Source organism: Andreprevotia chitinilytica DSM 18519 (assembly GCF_000711875.1).
In the GTDB taxonomy this organism is placed as follows: domain Bacteria; phylum Pseudomonadota; class Gammaproteobacteria; order Burkholderiales; family Chitinibacteraceae; genus Andreprevotia; species Andreprevotia chitinilytica.
The window spans coordinates 23,691-41,589 of record NZ_JONM01000015.1 but is presented as its reverse complement, the minus strand read 5'-3'; the positions used below and the strand labels follow the sequence as shown (position 1 = coordinate 41,589).

15 protein-coding genes are annotated in these 17,899 nt (G+C 60.9%); 13 read left to right on the top strand and 2 right to left on the bottom strand.

The window, feature by feature from the left end:
- The first annotated feature begins 259 nt into the window (after positions 1 to 259).
- The 8 genes from BR41_RS16880 (at position 260) to BR41_RS16845 (ending at position 7,829) form a co-directional block, all read left to right on the top strand.
- Entirely contained in the window at positions 260 to 1,909 is a 1,650-nt protein-coding gene (locus tag BR41_RS16880; RefSeq protein ID WP_035059360.1) for a methyl-accepting chemotaxis protein, read from the top strand.
- A 9-nt stretch (positions 1,910 to 1,918) separates the two neighbouring features.
- Positions 1,919 to 2,473 (top strand): chemotaxis protein CheW, encoded by a 555-nt coding sequence (locus BR41_RS16875; protein ID WP_051711215.1) that lies wholly within the window; start codon positions 1,919 to 1,921, stop codon positions 2,471 to 2,473.
- Positions 2,474 to 2,518: 45 nt separating this feature from the next.
- Positions 2,519 to 3,346: a CheR family methyltransferase gene (locus tag BR41_RS16870; RefSeq protein WP_035059358.1), complete on the top strand. Its 828-nt coding sequence runs from the start codon at positions 2,519 to 2,521 to the stop codon at positions 3,344 to 3,346.
- Complete coding sequence (locus tag BR41_RS16865; protein WP_035059356.1) at positions 3,343 to 3,843, top strand: chemotaxis protein CheD; 501 nt, start codon at positions 3,343 to 3,345, stop codon at positions 3,841 to 3,843. Before BR41_RS16870 ends, BR41_RS16865 begins: the two co-directional genes overlap by 4 nt.
- Positions 3,844 to 4,051: 208 nt before the next feature.
- Positions 4,052 to 5,134, top strand: a complete 1,083-nt coding sequence (locus BR41_RS16860) for a protein-glutamate methylesterase/protein-glutamine glutaminase (RefSeq protein ID WP_035059354.1) — start codon at positions 4,052 to 4,054, stop codon at positions 5,132 to 5,134.
- Positions 5,124 to 6,425, top strand: a complete 1,302-nt coding sequence (locus BR41_RS16855; RefSeq protein ID WP_084187322.1) for an EAL domain-containing response regulator — start codon at positions 5,124 to 5,126, stop codon at positions 6,423 to 6,425. Before BR41_RS16860 ends, BR41_RS16855 begins: the two co-directional genes overlap by 11 nt.
- A 715-nt stretch (positions 6,426 to 7,140) precedes the next feature.
- Entirely contained in the window at positions 7,141 to 7,308 is a 168-nt protein-coding gene (locus tag BR41_RS24950) for a hypothetical protein (RefSeq protein WP_211251784.1), read from the top strand.
- A gap of 197 nt (positions 7,309 to 7,505) precedes the next feature.
- The gene (locus BR41_RS16845) at positions 7,506 to 7,829 is read left to right on the top strand and encodes a helix-turn-helix domain-containing transcriptional regulator (RefSeq protein ID WP_035059353.1); all 324 of its coding nucleotides are present in this window, start codon (positions 7,506 to 7,508) and stop codon (positions 7,827 to 7,829) included.
- A 93-nt stretch (positions 7,830 to 7,922) separates the two neighbouring features.
- Here the strand turns inward: BR41_RS16845 and BR41_RS16840 are convergent, their stop codons facing one another.
- A complete protein-coding gene (locus BR41_RS16840; protein ID WP_169741323.1) occupies positions 7,923 to 14,222 on the bottom strand; it encodes a putative Ig domain-containing protein in 6,300 nt (2,099 codons plus the stop codon).
- Positions 14,223 to 14,777: 555 nt separating this feature from the next.
- Between BR41_RS16840 and BR41_RS16835 the strand changes: the two genes are divergently transcribed.
- The 5 genes from BR41_RS16835 (at position 14,778) to BR41_RS16815 (ending at position 17,289) form a co-directional block, all read left to right on the top strand.
- Complete coding sequence (locus BR41_RS16835) at positions 14,778 to 15,323, top strand: phage tail protein (protein WP_035059351.1); 546 nt, start codon at positions 14,778 to 14,780, stop codon at positions 15,321 to 15,323.
- A 9-nt stretch (positions 15,324 to 15,332) separates the two neighbouring features.
- Positions 15,333 to 15,863 carry a phage tail protein gene (locus BR41_RS16830; protein WP_035059350.1) on the top strand — a complete coding sequence of 177 codons (531 nt, stop codon included), beginning with the start codon at positions 15,333 to 15,335 and terminating at the stop codon, positions 15,861 to 15,863.
- An 18-nt stretch (positions 15,864 to 15,881) separates the two neighbouring features.
- Positions 15,882 to 16,397: a phage tail protein gene (locus BR41_RS16825; RefSeq protein ID WP_035059349.1), complete on the top strand. Its 516-nt coding sequence runs from the start codon at positions 15,882 to 15,884 to the stop codon at positions 16,395 to 16,397.
- 85 nt (positions 16,398 to 16,482) lie between these two features.
- Entirely contained in the window at positions 16,483 to 16,776 is a 294-nt protein-coding gene (locus tag BR41_RS16820; protein ID WP_035059347.1) for a DUF6916 family protein, read from the top strand.
- A gap of 6 nt (positions 16,777 to 16,782) precedes the next feature.
- Entirely contained in the window at positions 16,783 to 17,289 is a 507-nt protein-coding gene (locus BR41_RS16815) for a GNAT family N-acetyltransferase (protein WP_051711211.1), read from the top strand.
- A gap of 153 nt (positions 17,290 to 17,442) precedes the next feature.
- On the opposite strand, the gene BR41_RS16810 is transcribed toward BR41_RS16815, so the two are convergent.
- On the bottom strand, positions 17,443 to 17,721 hold the full coding sequence (locus tag BR41_RS16810) for a hypothetical protein (RefSeq protein WP_035059346.1): 279 nt from the start codon (positions 17,719 to 17,721) through the stop codon (positions 17,443 to 17,445).
- Positions 17,722 to 17,899 lie beyond the last annotated feature (178 nt).

Genomic DNA, 17,899 nt, shown 5'->3' with positions numbered 1-17,899 from the left:
TCGATGCAGCTGGCGCGCCCCTCACCCCCGGCCCCTCTCCCATAAATGGGAGAGGGGAGAAAACAATCATGCGCTAGCTGGTTGCAGCCCATCATCCCAACAAAATTCCTGCCTATGATGAGGACATAACGCCATCAAGTAACAGCCATTCCCGGTTACTGAAGACGCTACAGACAACACCGAACAGACCCGACTCATTAGTAAAAAGACCTTAAAAAAACCAAATATCGAGTAAATCGAGTAAATCGAGGAGATCACCATGGGCTGGTTCATCAACATGCGATTGGGCACCAAATTGCTGGTCGCATTTTTCATCTCGTCGCTGCTCACGCTCTTCATCGGCGTGTGGGGCGTGAGCAATATCCAGAATGTCGGCGACGCCGGGCAGGCAATCTACAAGGAAAACCTGCTGGCGATCAGTAATCTCGCCCGCGCCAACATCAACCTGGTGGCCTCGGCACGCGCCACGGTGCGCATGCTGACCCAGGTCGACAAACCGGACGACGTGGCGGCATCGATCACCCGCTATGAGGGCTACATCACGGCCTTCAACAAATACTGGGACATCTATGCGAAGACGGCCGCATCCGAGACCGAAGAAAAGCTGCGTACCGAGTTCAAGGGACTGTATCCCGACTACCTGAAAATGACCGAAACCACCTTCAAGCTGGTCAAAGCCGGCCAGGTCGACGAGGCCCGGAAACTGGTCAACGGCGATTTGCGGGTGCTGGTCAACAAGATCGACAAGGTGCTGGACGACATCACCACCGACAACGAGAAACAAGCCGAAGACGCCAACAAAAAGAATCAGGCCACCATTGCCAGCGTGCGCATGACCAGCATCATCGCCATCGTCGTCGCGTTTGCCTTGTCGATCTTCATGGGCATGGCCCTCGCCCGCATCGTCACCCGTCAGGTGGGCGGCGAGCCGGATGAAGCGGTACGCATCCTGCAAAAAGTCGCCGATGGCGACCTGACGGTGGAAGTGAACGTCAAACCCGGCGACAAGACCAGCATGCTGTTCAGCATCCAGCAGATGGTCACCCGCCTCACCAGCGTGATCGGTGAAGTCAGCAGCTCAGCCAGTTCGCTGGCCTCGGCATCGGAAGAAATTTCCGCCTCCGCCCAGGCCCTGTCGCAAAACGCCTCTGAACAAGCCGCCAACGTCGAGGAAACCAGCGCAGCGGTCGAGGAAATCACCTCGACCGTATCGCAGAATGCCGAAAACGCCCGCGTGACCGATGGCATGGCCAGCAAGTCCTCCACCGATGCCGTCGAAGGCGGCGGTGCCGTGAAGCAAACCGTTGCGGCCATGCGGCAGATCGCGGGCAAGATCGGCATCATCGACGACATCGCCTACCAGACCAATCTGCTGGCACTGAATGCCGCCATCGAAGCCGCCCGGGCCGGCGAGCACGGCAAGGGCTTTGCCGTGGTGGCCGCCGAAGTGCGCAAACTGGCCGAACGCAGCCAGGTGGCGGCACAGGAAATCAGCACGGTCGCCAGCGATAGCGTCACGCTGGCCGAACGCGCCGGCAACTTGCTCGATCAGATGGTGCCATCGATCCGCAAGACCGCCGATCTGGTGCAGGAAATCTCCGCCGCATCGCGCGAGCAGACCAGTGGTCTCGACCAGATCAACTCGGCGGTGAGCCAACTGGCGCAAACCACGCAGATGAATGCATCGGCCTCCGAAGAATTGTCGTCCACCTCCGAAGAGATGAGCGCGCAGGCGATCCAGCTGCAAGAGCTGATCCGCTTCTTCCGCACCGCCGAAAACGGCCATGCGGCAGCGACTCGCCGGGCGGCGCCGGCCCGCAAGCCGACCAATGGCAAAGGCGCGCGGCGCGCCTCATCGCTCGATGCAGGCGACGAGAGTGTCGACGAATCATCTTTCACACGCTTCTGAGGGGGTGCCATGCCCAGTTTGCCCACCACCACCGCAAGCGCGAGCCGGCAACTGCCAGGGCAGGAAAGCCCCGGCAGCCGGCAATTCCTGACCTTTACCCTCGGCGGCGAGTTGTTCGCGATCCCGATCGAACATATCCGCGAAATCATCGAATTCGGCGGCCTGACCGAAATCCCGATGATGCCGAACTTCCTGCGGGGCGTGATCAACCTGCGCGGCGCGGTCGTACCGGTGGTCGACCTGGCGGCGCGTTTTGGCCGCAACACCACCGAAATCGCCCGGCGCACGTGTATCGTGATTCTTGAGGTGGTGCAGGAAGAACAGATCCTGCCGCTGGGGGTCATCGTCGATGCCGTCAACGAAGTGCTGTCGGTCGAACATGGTCAGGTCGAGCCACGGCCGGCGTTTGGCGCCAAGATCCGGGCCGACTTCATCGAAGGCATGATCAGCCTGGGCGAGCGCTTCGTGATCGCGCTCGATATCCAGCAAGTGTTGTCGGTGGAAGAGATGTCGACCTTGATCGGCTTCTCGGGCAGCGAAGAACCCAGTGCCGTCACGGCGTAGATGCCTGAACCCGCCCATTTCGCAAGGACGCGAGCGCGCAACGCCATGGTTTTGACGAGCACCCAACCCTTCGAAGCGAACGATGAAGAGATGCGCTTGTTCCAGCAGCTCTTCAAGCAGCACATCGGCATGCACCTGCCGGCTTCCAAGAAAGCGTTGCTGTGCAGCCGGCTTTCCAAGCGGCTGGTCGCGCTCGAACTCGACAGCTTCCGCGATTACTACGAGATGATCGCGGCACCGTCGGCCGAGGCAGAGCGCCAGCGGGCCATCGACCTGATCACCACCAACGAAACCTATTTCTTCCGCGAGCCGCGCCATTTCGACTTTCTGAAGCAGCACGTGCTGCCGGTAGCATCGCCCCAAGAAACGCTCAAGATCTGGAGCGCCGCCAGTTCAACCGGCGAGGAAGCCTATTCGATCGCGATGCTGCTCGACCACGAACGCAGCAACGCCCCGTGGGAGATTTTCGCCTCCGACATCAGCCAGCGCGTGCTGTCCTTCGCCCGCCGTGGCGTCTATCCGATGACCCGCGGCGAACACATCCCGCCGGCGTATCTGAAACGCTATTGCCTGCGGGGCAGCGGCGAGTACACCGGCCAGTTCATGGTGGAACGCACCCTGCGTTCGCGCGTGCAGTTTGCGCAGCGCAACCTCACCGATCTGCCGGAGCGCGTCGGCCAGTTCGACGTCATCTTCCTGCGCAACGTCATCATCTATTTCGATATGCAGACCAAGACCGAGGTGCTGACGAATGTCTGCCGGCAATTGAAACCGGGGGGCTGGCTGTTTGTCGGCCATTCCGAATCGCTGCACGGCATGGCGCTCAAGTTGCAGATGCATTCGCCATCGATCTACCAGAGACCCCATCCATGAGTCGCCGTATCTTCATCAACCCCGGCGGCATTTTCTTCGGCAACGGCGATGTCCGCGTCGAGACGCTGCTGGGCTCCTGCGTCGCCATCACGCTTTGGCATCCGGAGCGCAAATTCGGCGGGCTGTGCCACTTTCTGCTGCCCAGCCGGATCACCAACCTGCATCTGGCAAGTGAGCGCGACGGCCGTTACGGCGAAGAAGCGCTGCTGCAGCTGACCGCGGAAGCCAGGCAGCGCGGCACCGAGCTCAGCGAATACACGATCAAATTATTTGGCGGCAGCCGGGTGTTCGATAGCGAGCCGCGCAAAACCAGCATCGGCGAAGCGAATGCACACTTTGCGCTGGACATGCTCAAGCACCTCGGCCTGCCAGTCGCCCGGCAAGACCTGACCGGCTACGGCTACCGCTATCTGCGCTTCGATCTATCGAATGGGGATGTATGGGTACGGCGCGGCCGGGGGGTGTCGACATCGCAACGGGTGCCGGAGCCGCAGTAGGTGCTGAAATGGCTTGATGCTCGCATCCCCTCTCCCACTTGTGGGAGAGGGTTAGGGTGAGGGTGCTGGCAAAGGCCGCTGCATGTTGCACGCCCCTCACCCCCGGCCCCTCTCCCATAAATGGGCGAGGGGAGAAAACCTGCTGACGCTAGCCCTTGAACAGCCTCCTACGCAAAAGAAGTGAATACAACGCCCAAGGCCGGCTCCAATGACAATAAAAGTAATGATCGTCGACGACTCCTCCGTCGTCCGGCAGGTAATGCAGGATGTGCTGGCACGCCATCACGATATCGAAGTCATCGCCACCGCACCCGACCCCATCTTTGCCATGGCCAAGATGAAAAACCGCTGGCCGGATGTGCTGGTGCTCGATATCGAAATGCCGCGCATGGATGGCATCACCTTCCTCAAGCAAATCATGGCCGAGCGGCCAACGCCGGTGGTGATCTGCTCGACGCTCACCGAAAAAGGCGCCGACATCACCATGGATGCGCTGGCCGCCGGCGCGGTCGGCATCATCACCAAGCCCACCATCGGCCTCAAGGACTTCCTGCAGGACGCCTCCAACGACCTGGTCTCGGCCATTCGCGCCGCTGGTCAGGCCAAGGTCGGGCGGTTGCGCAGCCTGCCCAGCAGCAGCCAGGCGCACGAGCGGATGCACGCGCCCAAGCTCACCGCCGATGCCGTGCTCGATGCCCCCGGCAGCACCACCCACCTGCCCACCACCGAGAAAATCGTCGCCCTCGGCACCTCCACCGGCGGTACGCAAGCGCTGGAAGTCGTGCTCACCGCCCTGCCCCGCAACAGCCCGGGGATCGTGATCGTGCAGCACATGCCGGAGAAATTCACCAAGAGCTTCGCCGACCGGCTCGACAGCCTGTGCGAGATCGAAGTGCGCGAAGCGCAGAACAACGATCGCATCGTCTCCGGCCGCGCCCTGATCGCGCCCGGCGGCAAGCATATGGTGGTGAAACGCAGCGGTGCGCAGTATTACGTCGACGTCGTCGATGGCCCGCTGGTCAGCCGGCATCGCCCGTCAGTCGACGTGCTGTTCCGCTCGGTCGCCAAGGCGGCGGGCAAGAACGCCGTCGGCATCATCATGACCGGCATGGGCGACGACGGCGCTCGCGGCCTGAAGGAACTCCATAACACCGGTGCCCTGACCTACGCGCAGGACGAAGCCAGCTGCGTCGTGTTCGGCATGCCCAAGGAAGCCATCGATCTGGGCGGCGTAAACGACGTGGTGTCGCTCGAAAAGATTGCCGGAGTGATCGAACGCCATGCCCGTTGAAAAACAGCCCGCCGCTGAAAAACAGTCAATCGTCAAAACCAAGGGGCCGCACATCGATTCGCTACTGATCGTCGACGACAGCGTCGTACAACGACAACACGCAGCGGTGCTGGCGCGCGAGCTGGGCATCACCCTGATCTACGAGGCCGGCAACGGCCACGAAGCGCTCGAACTGCTGGCCATGCTGACCGTGCCGCCGGCCTTGCTGATCATCGATCTGGAAATGCCGGGCATGGATGGCGTCGAGCTGATCCAGCAACTGCAGCAACGCAAGATCGACATTCCCATCATCGTGGCATCCAGCCGTGAAAACGCGCTGATCAGCTCGGTGGAAACCATGACGCAAGCACTCGGCCTCAACGTGCTGGCCGCGCTACAAAAACCACTCGGCATCACGCAGTTCGGCAATGCCCTCAAGCGCATGGATGCGCTCGGCAACACCGCCGCCGTCGAACCCAAGCTCGACATGCTCACGCCGGTCGGCGAACTTGACCTCGCCAACGCCATCGCCCAAGGCCAGATCGTCGCCTACTACCAGCCCAAGGTCGACGTGCACACCGGCATGATCAAAGGCGTGGAAGCGCTCGCCCGCTGGCAACACCCGGAAATGGGCATGATCCCGCCCGACCGCTTCATCCCGCTGGCCGAACAAGCCGGGCTGATCCACGCGCTCACCCTTGCCATCACCGATCAAGCCCTCGCGCAAACCGCGAGCTGGAACAAGCGCGGGCTACGGCTCACGGTCGCGATCAACCTTTCGCCGCTGCTGCTCGACTCACAGGAATTCCTGCCGGAAGTGTTCGAACTCCTCGAACGCCACGCCCTCATGGCCGAACAAGTCGTCTGGGAAATCACCGAAAGCTCGGTCGTCGCCAACCTCGCCAGCGCACTCGGCATGCTGGCGCGGCTGCGGCTCAAAGGCTTCGGGCTATCGATCGACGACTACGGCACCGGTTTCTCATCCATGCAGCAACTGGCCCGCATCCCCTTCACCGAACTCAAGATCGACCGCTCCTTCGTGCACGGCGCCCACGAAAAACACCACCTGCGCGTCATCCTGCAATCCGCCTTCGACATGGCCAGCCGCCTCAACCTCGTCACCGTCGCCGAAGGGGTCGAAACGCTGGACGACTGGCGGCTATTGCAGGAGTCCGGCTGCACCCTCTGCCAAGGCTTCCTGATCGCCCGCCCCATGCCCGCATCCGAGCTGCCGCAATGGCTCAAGGGCCACCATCGCAATTTGCGGGAACTGCGCGGGGCGTATGCGCTGCCGAAACCACCAACGAAGTAGCGCCTTCGTAGCCCGGACGGCTTTGCCGGCCGGGGTTGGTTCAACCTACCCACGCCGGATGCAACTTGCCCACATTGCTACCCCGGCCGGCACGCCGTCCGGGCTACGGTCGTTGGGATGGGATTTCGTAGGTTGGCGCTGAGCAAAGCGATGCCCAACATGCACCGCTCGACACGTCGCTGCGCGTCTTATTCAACTCATGTTGGGCCTTGAGCTTTTGTAGGAGCGAGCTTGCTCGCGATAGCGACGCTTGAATCGCCATTGCGAGCAAGCTCGCTCCTACAAGATCGCGTAGATATGTAGCCAGAACGGCTTTGCTGGCCGGGATTGGTTCAAAGTACCCACGCCGGATGCAACTTGCCCGCATTGCCACCCCGGCCGGCAAGCCTTCCGGGCTACGACTAAAGGACAATGTCGGAGGAATGGCATTTCGCGCTGGATATGTCCCGCACCGAAACTTTGGATCGGCTTAACGCGCCGCGACCCATAAATCGGATTACGGATCGGCGTTAGATTTGAGGGTATTGGGCCAACAAATCCAATGTGATTGAGCAGTGCGGCGCAATGCCCTGCGGGGATTGCGCCCTACATCCCCGTAGCCCGGACGGCTTTGCCGGCCGGGGGCGACGCACCTAACAGACCGCTCCTGGTCAACAAAACAGTGCGGCCGCGAGCCGCCTTTACCAAATGGTAACTTTTTAGTTCCCATAAACCCATGAAGATCACGGTCGAAGAATATCTGCGTGAGGATGGATCGAACCCTTATAAGGCTTGGTTCGATAGTCTTGATGCCCAAGCCGCGGCAAAGATAGCGACAGCCAAGCTGCGGCTGGAACTAGGGAATACGTCGAGCGTGAAGTGGTTTGACGGCATCGGCGAATAAATTATCGACTGGGGACCGAGCTATCGCATCTACCTTGCCAATGACGGCGGCACCTTGATCATTCTGTTCGGTGGCGGCACAAAACGCGGGCAACAGCGAGATATTGATCGGGCCAAGGCATTGCACGTCGAATACAAATCCAGAAAGAAGGCTACACACGCCGCAGACAACGCCGAAAAACGAAAAAGGTAAACAACATGGCACTGACACGCGATTTTAAGCACACCATCGTCGAACGCGTCGAACGCGATCCGGCATTCGCCAAAGCGCTGCTCGATGAAGCGGCAACCCTGTTCCTGAACGGCGAACCGGAAACCGCTCGCCTGATTCTGCGTGATCTGGTCAACGCCACCCTAGGCTTCGAACAACTGGCGGAAGTGACCGCCAAACCCAGCAAGAGCCTGCATCGCATGCTGTCGTCGAAGGGCAATCCGAGCATGGATAACCTGGCGGCGATTTTTAGCGCAGTTCGTAGCCGACTTAAAGTCAGCCTTGAAGCACATACGGTCGAAATGGCTTGAGCCTACGAATAAGCCGTTCCTCCAAAACAACAAACCCGCCATCAGGCGGGTTTGTTGTTTTGGAGGAGGCACAAACTTGCTGACGATCCCGGCTTAGAACCGCACCTCCAGCCCCAGACGTATCGACTGCTCATGGCCGGTGTCGTTGTTCAGCGTGCTGCCGTAATCCAGCGAGAACGAGATATCGCCACGCATCTGCAGCTTGCCGCCGACTTCCGCCACCCATGAATTCCGCTGCGCTTGCGCCGGGCTCACGCTGTAGACCGGGCCGAGGGCGGCCAGGTCGGCGTAGTTCATGGTGGCGTTGTCCGCACCTTCGAAGTGGTGCTGGTATTCGATGCGCATCCGTGGCTTGAGCTTGCCGAAGCTCAGGTCGTAACCCGTTTCGGCCCGCACACCGAGCTTGCCGGTGGTCATGCGGACGGTCTGGTCGTTGTAGGTGAGCGCGCTCGTGCCCGCAGCCGTTTCGGTGTAGCCCTTGAGCGTGGCGGACATCACTTCCAGGCGGCCGTACGGGGACAACAGCAACGCGCCGTCGCGGTACTCGTAACCACCCGCGAGTGAACCGAACACTTGCTTGCCACTGCGATGGCCGGTCGCAAAGCCACCGGTATCGGTGATGAAGCGATCCAGATCGAAGCTCAACGCGCCGTAGCCCAACACGCCGTCGATGAACAGGTGCTCAGCCGGGCGCAGGGTGCCGTAAACCGCCAGCACGGTGCTGTCGCCACGGCTCTTGGAGCCATTGCTGCCGACATCGCTGACGTCGTGGCCCAAGCCGGCGCCGACACCAACCGAGAACAGATCGTTGACGCGGTAATCCGCGCCGAGGCTCACGCCATCGGTCTGGAAGCGGAAGCGTTCCTGACCGGTGATCGCGTCGCGCTGACCGAAGTCGAGCCCGCCGTTCACCCAGAACGACAACTCGTGGCGCTCGTTCGGTGTGCCGCCGCCGGCCTGCTCGGTGGACTTGCTGCTGTCGTCCGCGCTGGCATTGGCGATCTGCTTGCCGCGACGGCCGCCGGCTGGCGTGCTTTGCCAGGTGGACTTGCTCACCTGATCCGCATCGACCGGACGTTCAGCAGTCGGTGTGCCAGTGGCGGGCGTGGTGTTGGCCTTTGGTGGCAGGCCGAACGAATTCACGCTCAGGCCGAAATCGGACTTGCCCCAACCATCGCCATGCAGGCTTTCCAGACGACGGTTGAAGTTGCTGAGCTGCGCCGTGGCAAAGCGGCGGGTCGCTTCGGCTTCGGCAGCCAGCAGCCCGTTCACTTCCGCATCCTTGGAAGGATCAAGACGGCCGGTCACGGTGACGGTGGCAGTGCCTTGGGTCGAACCGTAGGCATTGCTGAGCGAGTAGACGATCGAGGCCGTGCCAGCGAAGGTCGGTGTCGAGGTGTAGACGATGTTCAGCCCCTGCACCACCGCCGTGCCGTTGGCCGGTTGGGTGACGATGCTCAAGCCGGTGAACGGGGCGCCGGTGGCTTGGGCGGTGACAGCCAGGGTGACCGGCGTACCAGCCGTGGTGGTGGCCGTTACCGTCGCTACGCCCGGTCCTGGTGGGGTTACTTGCAGCGAAACCATCGCCCCAGCGGACGTCCCTGCGGCATTGCTGGCGGTATAGGTGAAGCTATCCGGGCCCGTGTAGCCGGGGGTCGGCGTGTAGCTGATGCTCAGGCCGCTGCCGGAATTGTTGCCGGCATTGCCCTGCTTGCCCGCACCGGCCCCACTGACCACGACCGTACCGTGTTGCGGCGGGTTCAGGATCGCGATGCTCACCGCCGGGCCGCCATTGATCACCAGCGGGATCACGTTGTTGGTGCTGTTATTGGTGACCGTGGTGCTCACCGGCTGCGCGACCGGCAACATCGGGTTGACGGTGATGCTGACCGTTGCAGCGGCGGAAGTACCGCCAGCATTGGTCGCGGTATAGGTAAAGCTATCCGTGCCGTAGTAACCGGTAGTTGGCGTGTAGGTGATCGCCGTACCGGTGATCGTCACCGTGCCATGGCTCGGGCCGCTTGGCACAGCCACGCTGGTGGCGACACCGCCGGAGAGGGAGAGCGTGATGGCGTTGTTGTTGCTGTTGAATGCCACTGTGGCGGCAACGGCGGCGGCAACCGGGATCTGCGGTTTGACCGTCAAGCTGACCGTGGCCGGTGCCGACGTGCCGCCAGCGTTGGTGGCGGTATAAGTGAAGCTGTCCGCACCGACATAGCCAGCGGTTGGCGTGTAGCTGATCGCCGTGCCACTGATGGATACCGTGCCGTGGGCCGGCGCGGTTGGCACAGCCACGCTGGCAGCAGCACCACCGGTCAGGGCGAGCGTAATGGCGTTATTACTGCTGTTGTATCCCACCGAAGCGCTCACTGCGCCAGCCACCGGTGCTTGCGGATTGACGGTGATGCTGACCGTTGCAGCGGCGGAAGTACCGCCGGTATTGGTCGCGGTATAGGTAAAGCTATCGGCCCCGGAGTAACCCGTCGTCGGGGTATAGGTCACGGTGGTGCCACTGACCGAGGTGGTCCCGTGCGTGGTGGCAGTACCGATCGTCACACTCGTTGCAGCGCCACCGCTGATCACCGTCGACAGATCGATGCCGATCGCGGTGTTGAACGCGGTTGTGACGCTCTTTGTGCCAGCCGCCGGGGTTTGCGGCGTGACGGTGATCGATACCGTCGCCGTCGCAGACGTGCCGCCGGTGTTGGTCGCGGTATAGGTGAAACTATCCGTGCCGATATAGCCCGAGGTCGGGGTATAGGTGACCGTGGTGCCGCTGACCGAGGTCGTACCGTGGCTGGCTGCACCAGCGATGGCCACGCTGGTGGCTGCCCCGCCGGTGATGACGGTGGAAAGATCGATCGGCGTCGCCGTGTTGTAGGCCACGGTCACGCTCTTGGCACCGGCGATCGGGGTCAGCGGATTGATGACCAGCGAGTAGGCCAGCGTCCCGGAGTAAGGTGCCGCCGTGCCGGTCGAACTATCCGTGGCCTTGACCGTGAAGTTGTAGGTATTGGCCACCGTCGGCGTACCAGAAATCACGCCAGTGCTGGCATTGAGAGTGATGCCAGTCGGCAAGGCACCCACAGAAATCGTGTAGGTATAAGGTGCGGTGCCGCCACTGGCGCTGGCAGTCTGGCTGTAGGCAACACCCACCTGCCCGGCCGGGAGCGTGGCCGGGGTAACGACTACCGTGGCAGCAGCGATCGTCCCGCTGTAGGCACGGCTGGCATTGAAGGTATTCGCATCCGTCGCCTTGATGGTGAAGCCATAGGCGCCCCCTGCCGTCGGCGTGCCGGAAACCACCCCGGTGGAGGTGTTCAGGCTCAGGCCCGTCGGCAAGCTGCCGGCAACGACCGCGAAGGTATAGGGCGCAGTCCCCCCGGAGCCACTCACCGTCTGGCTATATGCAGTGCCAATGACCGGGGTAGGTAGCGTGCTTGGCGACACGCTGATGGTCGGTGCAGACGTCGTCAGCGTATACGTGCCGGCCACCGAGAACGGTGCACCCGTGCCGGTACTGCTATCCGTGCCGGTAACCGTGAAGTTGACCGAGCCGGCAGTCGTCGGCGTGCCGGACAGTACGCCCGTGCTGGTCGAGAACGACAGGCCGGTTGGCATCGTGCCGGAGTTGACCGTCAGCGCGTACGTATACGGTGCAGTACCGTTGCTGGCGGTAAAGGTCTGGCTATAGGCCGTCGAGACACTGCCGGTCAGGGAGGTGCCGGATATCGGGCTGATGGCCAGCGTCGGGGCGTTGACCGTCAACGTATAGGCGCGGCTGCCGGTAAACGGGCCGGAACCGGTGGAGCTATCGGTCGCGGTCACGGTGAAGTTGAACGTGCCCGCGGCTGTCGGCGTACCGGAAATCACCCCGGTGCCGCTATTCAAGGAAACGCCCGCCGGCAAGGCCCCGGCCGTGATCGCGTAGCTGTAGCTGGCGGTGCCGCCAGTCGCGCTGACGGTGGTCGAGTAGGCTGATCCGACCGTTGCAGCACTGACTGTGGTCGGGCTGAGGGTGATGGTCGGCGCGGCCACGGTCACGCTATAGGCACGCGTGCCGGTGAAGCTGTCGGCATCGGTCGCACGGATCGTGAAGTTGAAGGTACCGCCAGCAGTCGGGGTGCCGGAAATGACCCCGGTGCTGCTGTTCAGACTCAAACCGGTCGGCAAGCTGCCCACACTGACTGCAAAGGTATAAGCCGCCACGCCGCCACTGGCGCTGACAGTTTGGCTATACGCGCCACCCACCGTTGGATTGGTGAGCGAACCCGGCGAGACGCTGATGGTCGGGCTGGAAACAGTCAGCGTATAGGTGTTGCCCGTGCTGTACGGACCCGTGCCAGTACTGCTGTCCGTTGCGGTCACCGTGAAGTTGACCGTGTTGGCAGTTGTCGGGGTGCCGGACAGCACGCCCGTGCTGGTCGAGAAACTCAGGCCGGTCGGCATAATGCCGGAGTTGATCGACAGCGAATACGTATACGGTGCGGTGCCGGCGCTGCCGGTAAAGGCCTGGCTGTAGGCCGTCTCGGCGGTGCCGGTCAGGCTGCCACCTGCGGGACTGAGTGCCAGCGTCGGGGCGTTGACCGACAGCGTATAGGCACGGCTGCCGGTAAACGGGCCGGTACCGGTGGAGCTATCGGTCGCGGTCACGGTGAAGTTGAACGTACCGCCGGCTGTTGGCGTGCCGGAAAGCACCCCGGTGCCGCTGTTCAAGCTCAGGCCAGCCGGCAACGAACCGGCTGTGATGGCAAAACTATATGAACTGGTGCCGCCGCTGGCGCTAATGGTGGTGCTATAGGCCGATGCCACGGTCGCCGCGGTCACCGTCGTTGGCGAAACCGAAATCGTCGGCGCGCCGATCACCAGCGAGAGCGTGCCGCTGGTGACGCTGAACGGGCCGGTACCGGTGCTGCTGTCGGTCGCCGTCACGGTGAAGTTGAAGGTGCCACCTGCCGTAGGCGTGCCGGACAAGGTGCCGTTGCTCGCCAAGGTAATGCCTGTCGGCAAACTGCCAGATGCCACCGTGTAGGTATAGGGCGACGTGCCGCCGCTCGCGCTGGCGAGCGACTGGCTATAGGCCGTATCGGCCGTGCCGCCGGCCGGAGAGGACGGCGCATAGGTCATCGTCGGCGGGGAGATGGTAATCGTCGCGGTGGCCGGTGAGGATGTGCCGGCCGCGTTGGTCGCCGTATACGCAAAGGTATCCGTGCCGGAATACGAAGCGGTCGGCGTATAGGTGATCGCCGTCCCTGCCGCAGTCGCCGTACCGTGGCTGGCGGCGGTACTGACCGCTACGCTGGTCGCCGCACCGCCAGTGATATTGAGCGTGATCGAGTTACTGCTGCTGCCATGGGCGACGGTCTGGCTGACCGCATTGGCAACCGCCGGGGTAACAAACGTGAATTGATCCGAACCACTCGTCGCACTGGTGCCGCCTGAGGTGGTGACAGTGATATCGACAGCACCGGCCGCGTGGGCGGGCGAGGTGGCGCTGATTGAGGTGGCGCTATTGACGGTATAGGAGGCAGCGGCAGTGCCACCGAACGATACCGCAGTGGCGCCAGTGAAATTGGTACCAGTCACGGTCACGCTGGTGCTGCCGGCGATAGGGCCGGAGGTGGGCGAGACGGAAGTGACGGTTGGCGCTGCGAGATAGGTGAAATGATCCGACGCGTTCGCCAGACTGTTGCCCAGCGGCGTCGTGACTTTCACATCGACGACACCAGCCGCATGGGCCGGTGAGGTGACGGTGATCGACGTTGCAGAAACGCTGGAGGGCGAAACGCTCGAAGCGCCAAAGAGAACAGCAGTAGCCCCGGTGAACCCGGTGCCGGTAATCGTGACGCTGGTGCCGCCAGAGCCCGCGCCGGAGGTCGGCGAAACACTGGTGACTGCTGGCCCGGACACCGTGACCGTCGCAGTTGACGCCCAGCAATTCACCCCATCATTGGTAGTGTAAAACGTGAAGGTATCCGTACCGGCAAAATCGGTCTTCGGGGTGTAAATCACCCGATCAGGGATATGGGCACTATCGATGACGACAGTACCGCCCTGAGTCGTCGGATGCGCTGCCAAACTGGTGTTGCAAGACGTATCTGAATAGATACCGTAGGTGAAGCCCGGATCGCAATTGGCTTCATCGGTGGGGTTGGTGAAGTCATAGGTCAGTTGGGTGTTTTCATTCGTGCTGATTGAAATCGAGCAGGTGAAAGAGGCAGAAGCGGTGTTGGAGAAACACATCAACGCCAAACCGGCTGCGATCATAAAAGCGAAGCGCCGGGCAAATACGCCAGCGTTGCCAGTCGCGCCAAGAATGCAGCCGCCCAGAAGAGACCAGAGCACTTTCAAAAGCCACGCCATATATCGTTGGCCGAATTGGTTCACTTCCATCCACGCACGCATTGCATCCTCGCCCGGCCCGTTCATTGACGGGCCCATCTTTTGATTCACATATCCAAGAGCACGCCATCCACTTCGCGCACGCCGTTGATGGTGGTTATCCAATCGGCGGGGCAGTGAATGCTTTCAATTGCCTTTTATCGCTGCTTGCCACGTAAGCAAGCCCTCTGCGCTAAAACCAGATTCGCAAAATATTCAATGAATGTAAGACAAACGAAAATATCAGGACTTTCTTAACAAGAAACAAACACTTGTAGCTTCTTTACAGCTGACCACTCCAGTGTCAGATGCTAGGTGAATAGTAACAATTAGGTCAAGTTACAACTATTTTTAAGCTAATTCCTATAGCCAAACCATCTTGGGTGCCATGCATTTATCATTATTTCTTACACAAAATAGTGATAAATTACGTCGTTTAGATGCAACATGGACTAATAACAAGTAGATGGTCATCCACGCACTTTCTTCACTGGAAATACCATCTGTAGTTACCCGTAAAAAAATACCAATCTACTCAAGATGTACCTGACACTAGGAGGTCACACCATGGAGCAGTATTTAGGCGAAATACGGATGTGCGCGTTTTCGATCGCGCCCAGGGGCTGGGCGTTCTGTATGGGGCAATTGCTATCGATTCAGGCCAACACGGCGCTGTTTTCTTTGCTAGGCACAAAATATGGCGGCAACGGCACCAGCAACTTTGCCCTGCCGGACCTGCGTGGCCGCACCCCCGTGCATCGCGATCAGGCCGGTAACTATGTGCAAGGCGCAATGGGCGGCGTGGAAACGGTGCAGCTGGCCCCGGCGGAAATGCCGCAGCACAACCACATCTTCAACCTGTCCTCCGCCAATGCGACGCTGCCCAATGTGGGCAACACGGAAAACCATCTGTTGGCGGTCAGCCATGTAACCACCGGCTCAGGGGGGGCAGGCCAGAACCTCTACGCGACCGCCGTCCCGAATACCTTGACCGCGCTGTCCAACGAAGCCTGTGGCAGCACCGGCAGCTCCCAGCCTCATGAAAACATGCAGCCGTCGCTGGTGATGAATTACATCATCGCAACGACCGGCATCTACCCATCCCGGAACTAAGGACAGATCATGGCTCAACCTTATGTCGGTGAAATCCGCATCTTTGCCGGAACTTATGCCCCGACAGGCTGGTTCTTTTGCGATGGCACAACCTACTCCATTGCCGATTACGAAGTGCTGTACGCCTTGCTCGGCACCACCTATGGCGGCAACGGCCAAACCACCTTCGGCGTACCCAACCTGACCGGCAAACTACCGGTGGGCCAAGGGACAGGCGTCGGCTTGACGCCCCGTGTGATGGGCCAAATGATGGGCACGGCCAACGTCACACTGACCACCGGCCAAATTCCGTCGCACAACCATGCCATCCAGGGCACCACCAACGCTGCAACCACCAATGCTCCCGACCCGACGTTAACACTGGGGACCGTGGCAACAGCGTTCTACGACTCCGGGGCCACCAATCCGCCCGGCAAGAACGCCTTTGCCAGCAATACCCTGGGCACTACAGGCCAGAGCCTGCCGCACTCGAACGAGATGCCGTCAATGTCGATCAACTACATCATTGCTTATAGCGGGATTTTCCCGAGCCAAGGCTAAGCGAACGGAGCACAAGACATGTCAGATCAATTCGTGGGTGAAATTCGCATTTTTGGTTTCAACTTCGCACCCTACAACTGGGCGTTTTGTGATGGCCAGATTCTGCCGATCAGCCAAAACACCACGCTGTTTTCCATTCTCGGCGCCAATTATGGCGGCAACGGCTCCGTCACCTTCGGTCTGCCCAATCTGCAAGGGAGCGCCATCATGGGCGCGGAGACTAACCAGGTCGGCCTGGCACAGGGCACGGAGAGCGTCGCACTGCTCCCAGCCGAAATGCCGGCCCACAGCCATACGGCTTATGCCGATACCGCCCGCCCGGCGACTGCACCGCCAACGGGCCATTTGCCATCGCGTTTTTTTGAAGCCGGCAATGAGACCTACATCCTCAACACGCCTGCGCCGGCCATGACGACCTTGTCGCCACTGGCCGTAGGGATCGCTGGCGGCAGCACCCCACATGAAAACCGGCAGCCGTTCCAGGTGCAGAACTTCTGCATCGCCCTGAAAGGCGTGTTTCCGCCACGTTCTTGAGCATTGCGACACAAAAAACAGCCAGGGCTTGCTCTGGCTGTTTTCCTTGCCACGCCCCCCCCATTGCCGCTAACCGACATCGAACATGACATTGACCGTAGACCTGTTTCGCCCGCACGTCAGCACGCCGTTTATCGTGCAATTGCCAAACCAGCAGCGAACCGAACTGGTGCTTGAGGAAGTGGCCGAAGACGCCGCAACTCATACCGGCGATCGTGGCTTCTCCTTGTTTTTCAAGGGAAATGCATCGCTACTGCTGCCGCAAGCCACCTATGAATTGCACCATGCGCAGCTGGCAGAACTGGCGATTTTTCTGGTACCCGTCGCCAAGACAGAACAAGGCTATCGTTATCAGGCGTACTTCAACGTCGCCGTCTGAGAACTCATGCAAATGAACTTCACCGATCCTCGAATCTCGCTGCGCGCCACCGCGGAAACCGATCTGCCGCTGCTGAAAACGATTTATGCCTCGACCCGCGAAGAGGAATTGAAAATCACCGACTGGAGTGACGCGCAGAAAGCCGATTTCGTTGAGATGCAATTCAAGGCGCAGCACCATGCCTATTCCAATTACCCGGATGCGACCTACTTCCTGATCCTGTACGACGGCGAGCCGGTCGGCCGGGTTTATCTGCAGCAGCGGCAGTCCGCGATTCTCATCATCGATCTGACCGTGCTGACCGCGTGCCGTGGGCGTGGTATTGGCGGTTGCATCTTGCAGGCCATCTTCGAGCAAGCGCGCGAGCTGGGCAAAGCCGTGCAAATCCATGTCGAGAAATTCAACCCGGCACTGCGGCTGTATCACCGGCTGGGGTTTCAGATGCTGGAGGACAAGGGGGTTTATCTCTTTCTGGAGTGGCAGAACGGCTTGGAAGCGGTTCACGGTATCTAGCAAACCAGGCCATCTCCCCTCGCCCTCGCGTGCAAGGCTTCAGCCTTGTTCAGCTATTAGTGGGAGAGGGGCCGGGGGTGGGGGTGGTACTTGGAAACAGACACCGCTTGAAAACGACAAACCCGCCATTGGCGGGTTTGTCGTTTCTGCACGCTAGCCGTGCTTGCCCAGCGATTGCTCGACGCACGCTCGCGCAACGTCGATGGCGCTGCGTCGGTCGTCCGCCAATGTAATGCCGGACTGGGCGATGTGGTAGGCGGCCGAGCCGGGTTCGGTCAGCCTGGCGATGATGTGAAACAGCCGGCCAAGATCGGCCACGCTATCCATGCCCAGACGGGCAACATCGCTCAGGCCGAGGCCTAAATCGATGGCGTGCCAGTGGCTTTGGTCGGGTGCAGGTGGTGCGGGGGTGCTATGTGGTGTGTGTGACATGGTTGTCTTCCGTATATGAGTTGATTCAACCCACGCCTTCGCTCTCACACGAAGGGGGCGGGCACGAGGCAGGGTGTGAGAGCCGGTCACGGAAACCCGGTGCGCCCGAAGACGCGCCCTACCCCAGCCCGCCACTGAAGACGTACCAAGGTATTGCAGACCAAAAAATACCGCTTTG

Excerpts from the sequence above, each read along its gene's own strand:
- BR41_RS16870 (WP_035059358.1), top strand. The coding sequence starts at position 2,519 with ATGGTTTTGACGAGCACCCAACCCTTCGAAGCGAACGATGAAGAGATG.
- BR41_RS24950 (WP_211251784.1), top strand. The coding sequence starts at position 7,141 with ATGAAGATCACGGTCGAAGAATATCTGCGTGAGGATGGATCGAACCCT.
- BR41_RS16840 (WP_169741323.1), bottom strand. The coding sequence starts at position 14,222 with ATGGAAGTGAACCAATTCGGCCAACGATATATGGCGTGGCTTTTGAAA.
- BR41_RS16860 (WP_035059354.1), top strand. The coding sequence starts at position 4,052 with ATGACAATAAAAGTAATGATCGTCGACGACTCCTCCGTCGTCCGGCAG.
- BR41_RS16830 (WP_035059350.1), top strand. The coding sequence starts at position 15,333 with ATGGCTCAACCTTATGTCGGTGAAATCCGCATCTTTGCCGGAACTTAT.
- BR41_RS16845 (WP_035059353.1), top strand. The coding sequence starts at position 7,506 with ATGGCACTGACACGCGATTTTAAGCACACCATCGTCGAACGCGTCGAA.
- BR41_RS16875 (WP_051711215.1), top strand. The coding sequence starts at position 1,919 with ATGCCCAGTTTGCCCACCACCACCGCAAGCGCGAGCCGGCAACTGCCA.
- BR41_RS16815 (WP_051711211.1), top strand. The coding sequence starts at position 16,783 with ATGCAAATGAACTTCACCGATCCTCGAATCTCGCTGCGCGCCACCGCG.
- BR41_RS16835 (WP_035059351.1), top strand. The coding sequence starts at position 14,778 with ATGGAGCAGTATTTAGGCGAAATACGGATGTGCGCGTTTTCGATCGCG.
- BR41_RS16855 (WP_084187322.1), top strand. The coding sequence starts at position 5,124 with ATGCCCGTTGAAAAACAGCCCGCCGCTGAAAAACAGTCAATCGTCAAA.
- BR41_RS16810 (WP_035059346.1), bottom strand. The coding sequence starts at position 17,721 with ATGTCACACACACCACATAGCACCCCCGCACCACCTGCACCCGACCAA.
- BR41_RS16820 (WP_035059347.1), top strand. The coding sequence starts at position 16,483 with ATGACATTGACCGTAGACCTGTTTCGCCCGCACGTCAGCACGCCGTTT.
- BR41_RS16825 (WP_035059349.1), top strand. The coding sequence starts at position 15,882 with ATGTCAGATCAATTCGTGGGTGAAATTCGCATTTTTGGTTTCAACTTC.
- BR41_RS16865 (WP_035059356.1), top strand. The coding sequence starts at position 3,343 with ATGAGTCGCCGTATCTTCATCAACCCCGGCGGCATTTTCTTCGGCAAC.
- BR41_RS16880 (WP_035059360.1), top strand. The coding sequence starts at position 260 with ATGGGCTGGTTCATCAACATGCGATTGGGCACCAAATTGCTGGTCGCA.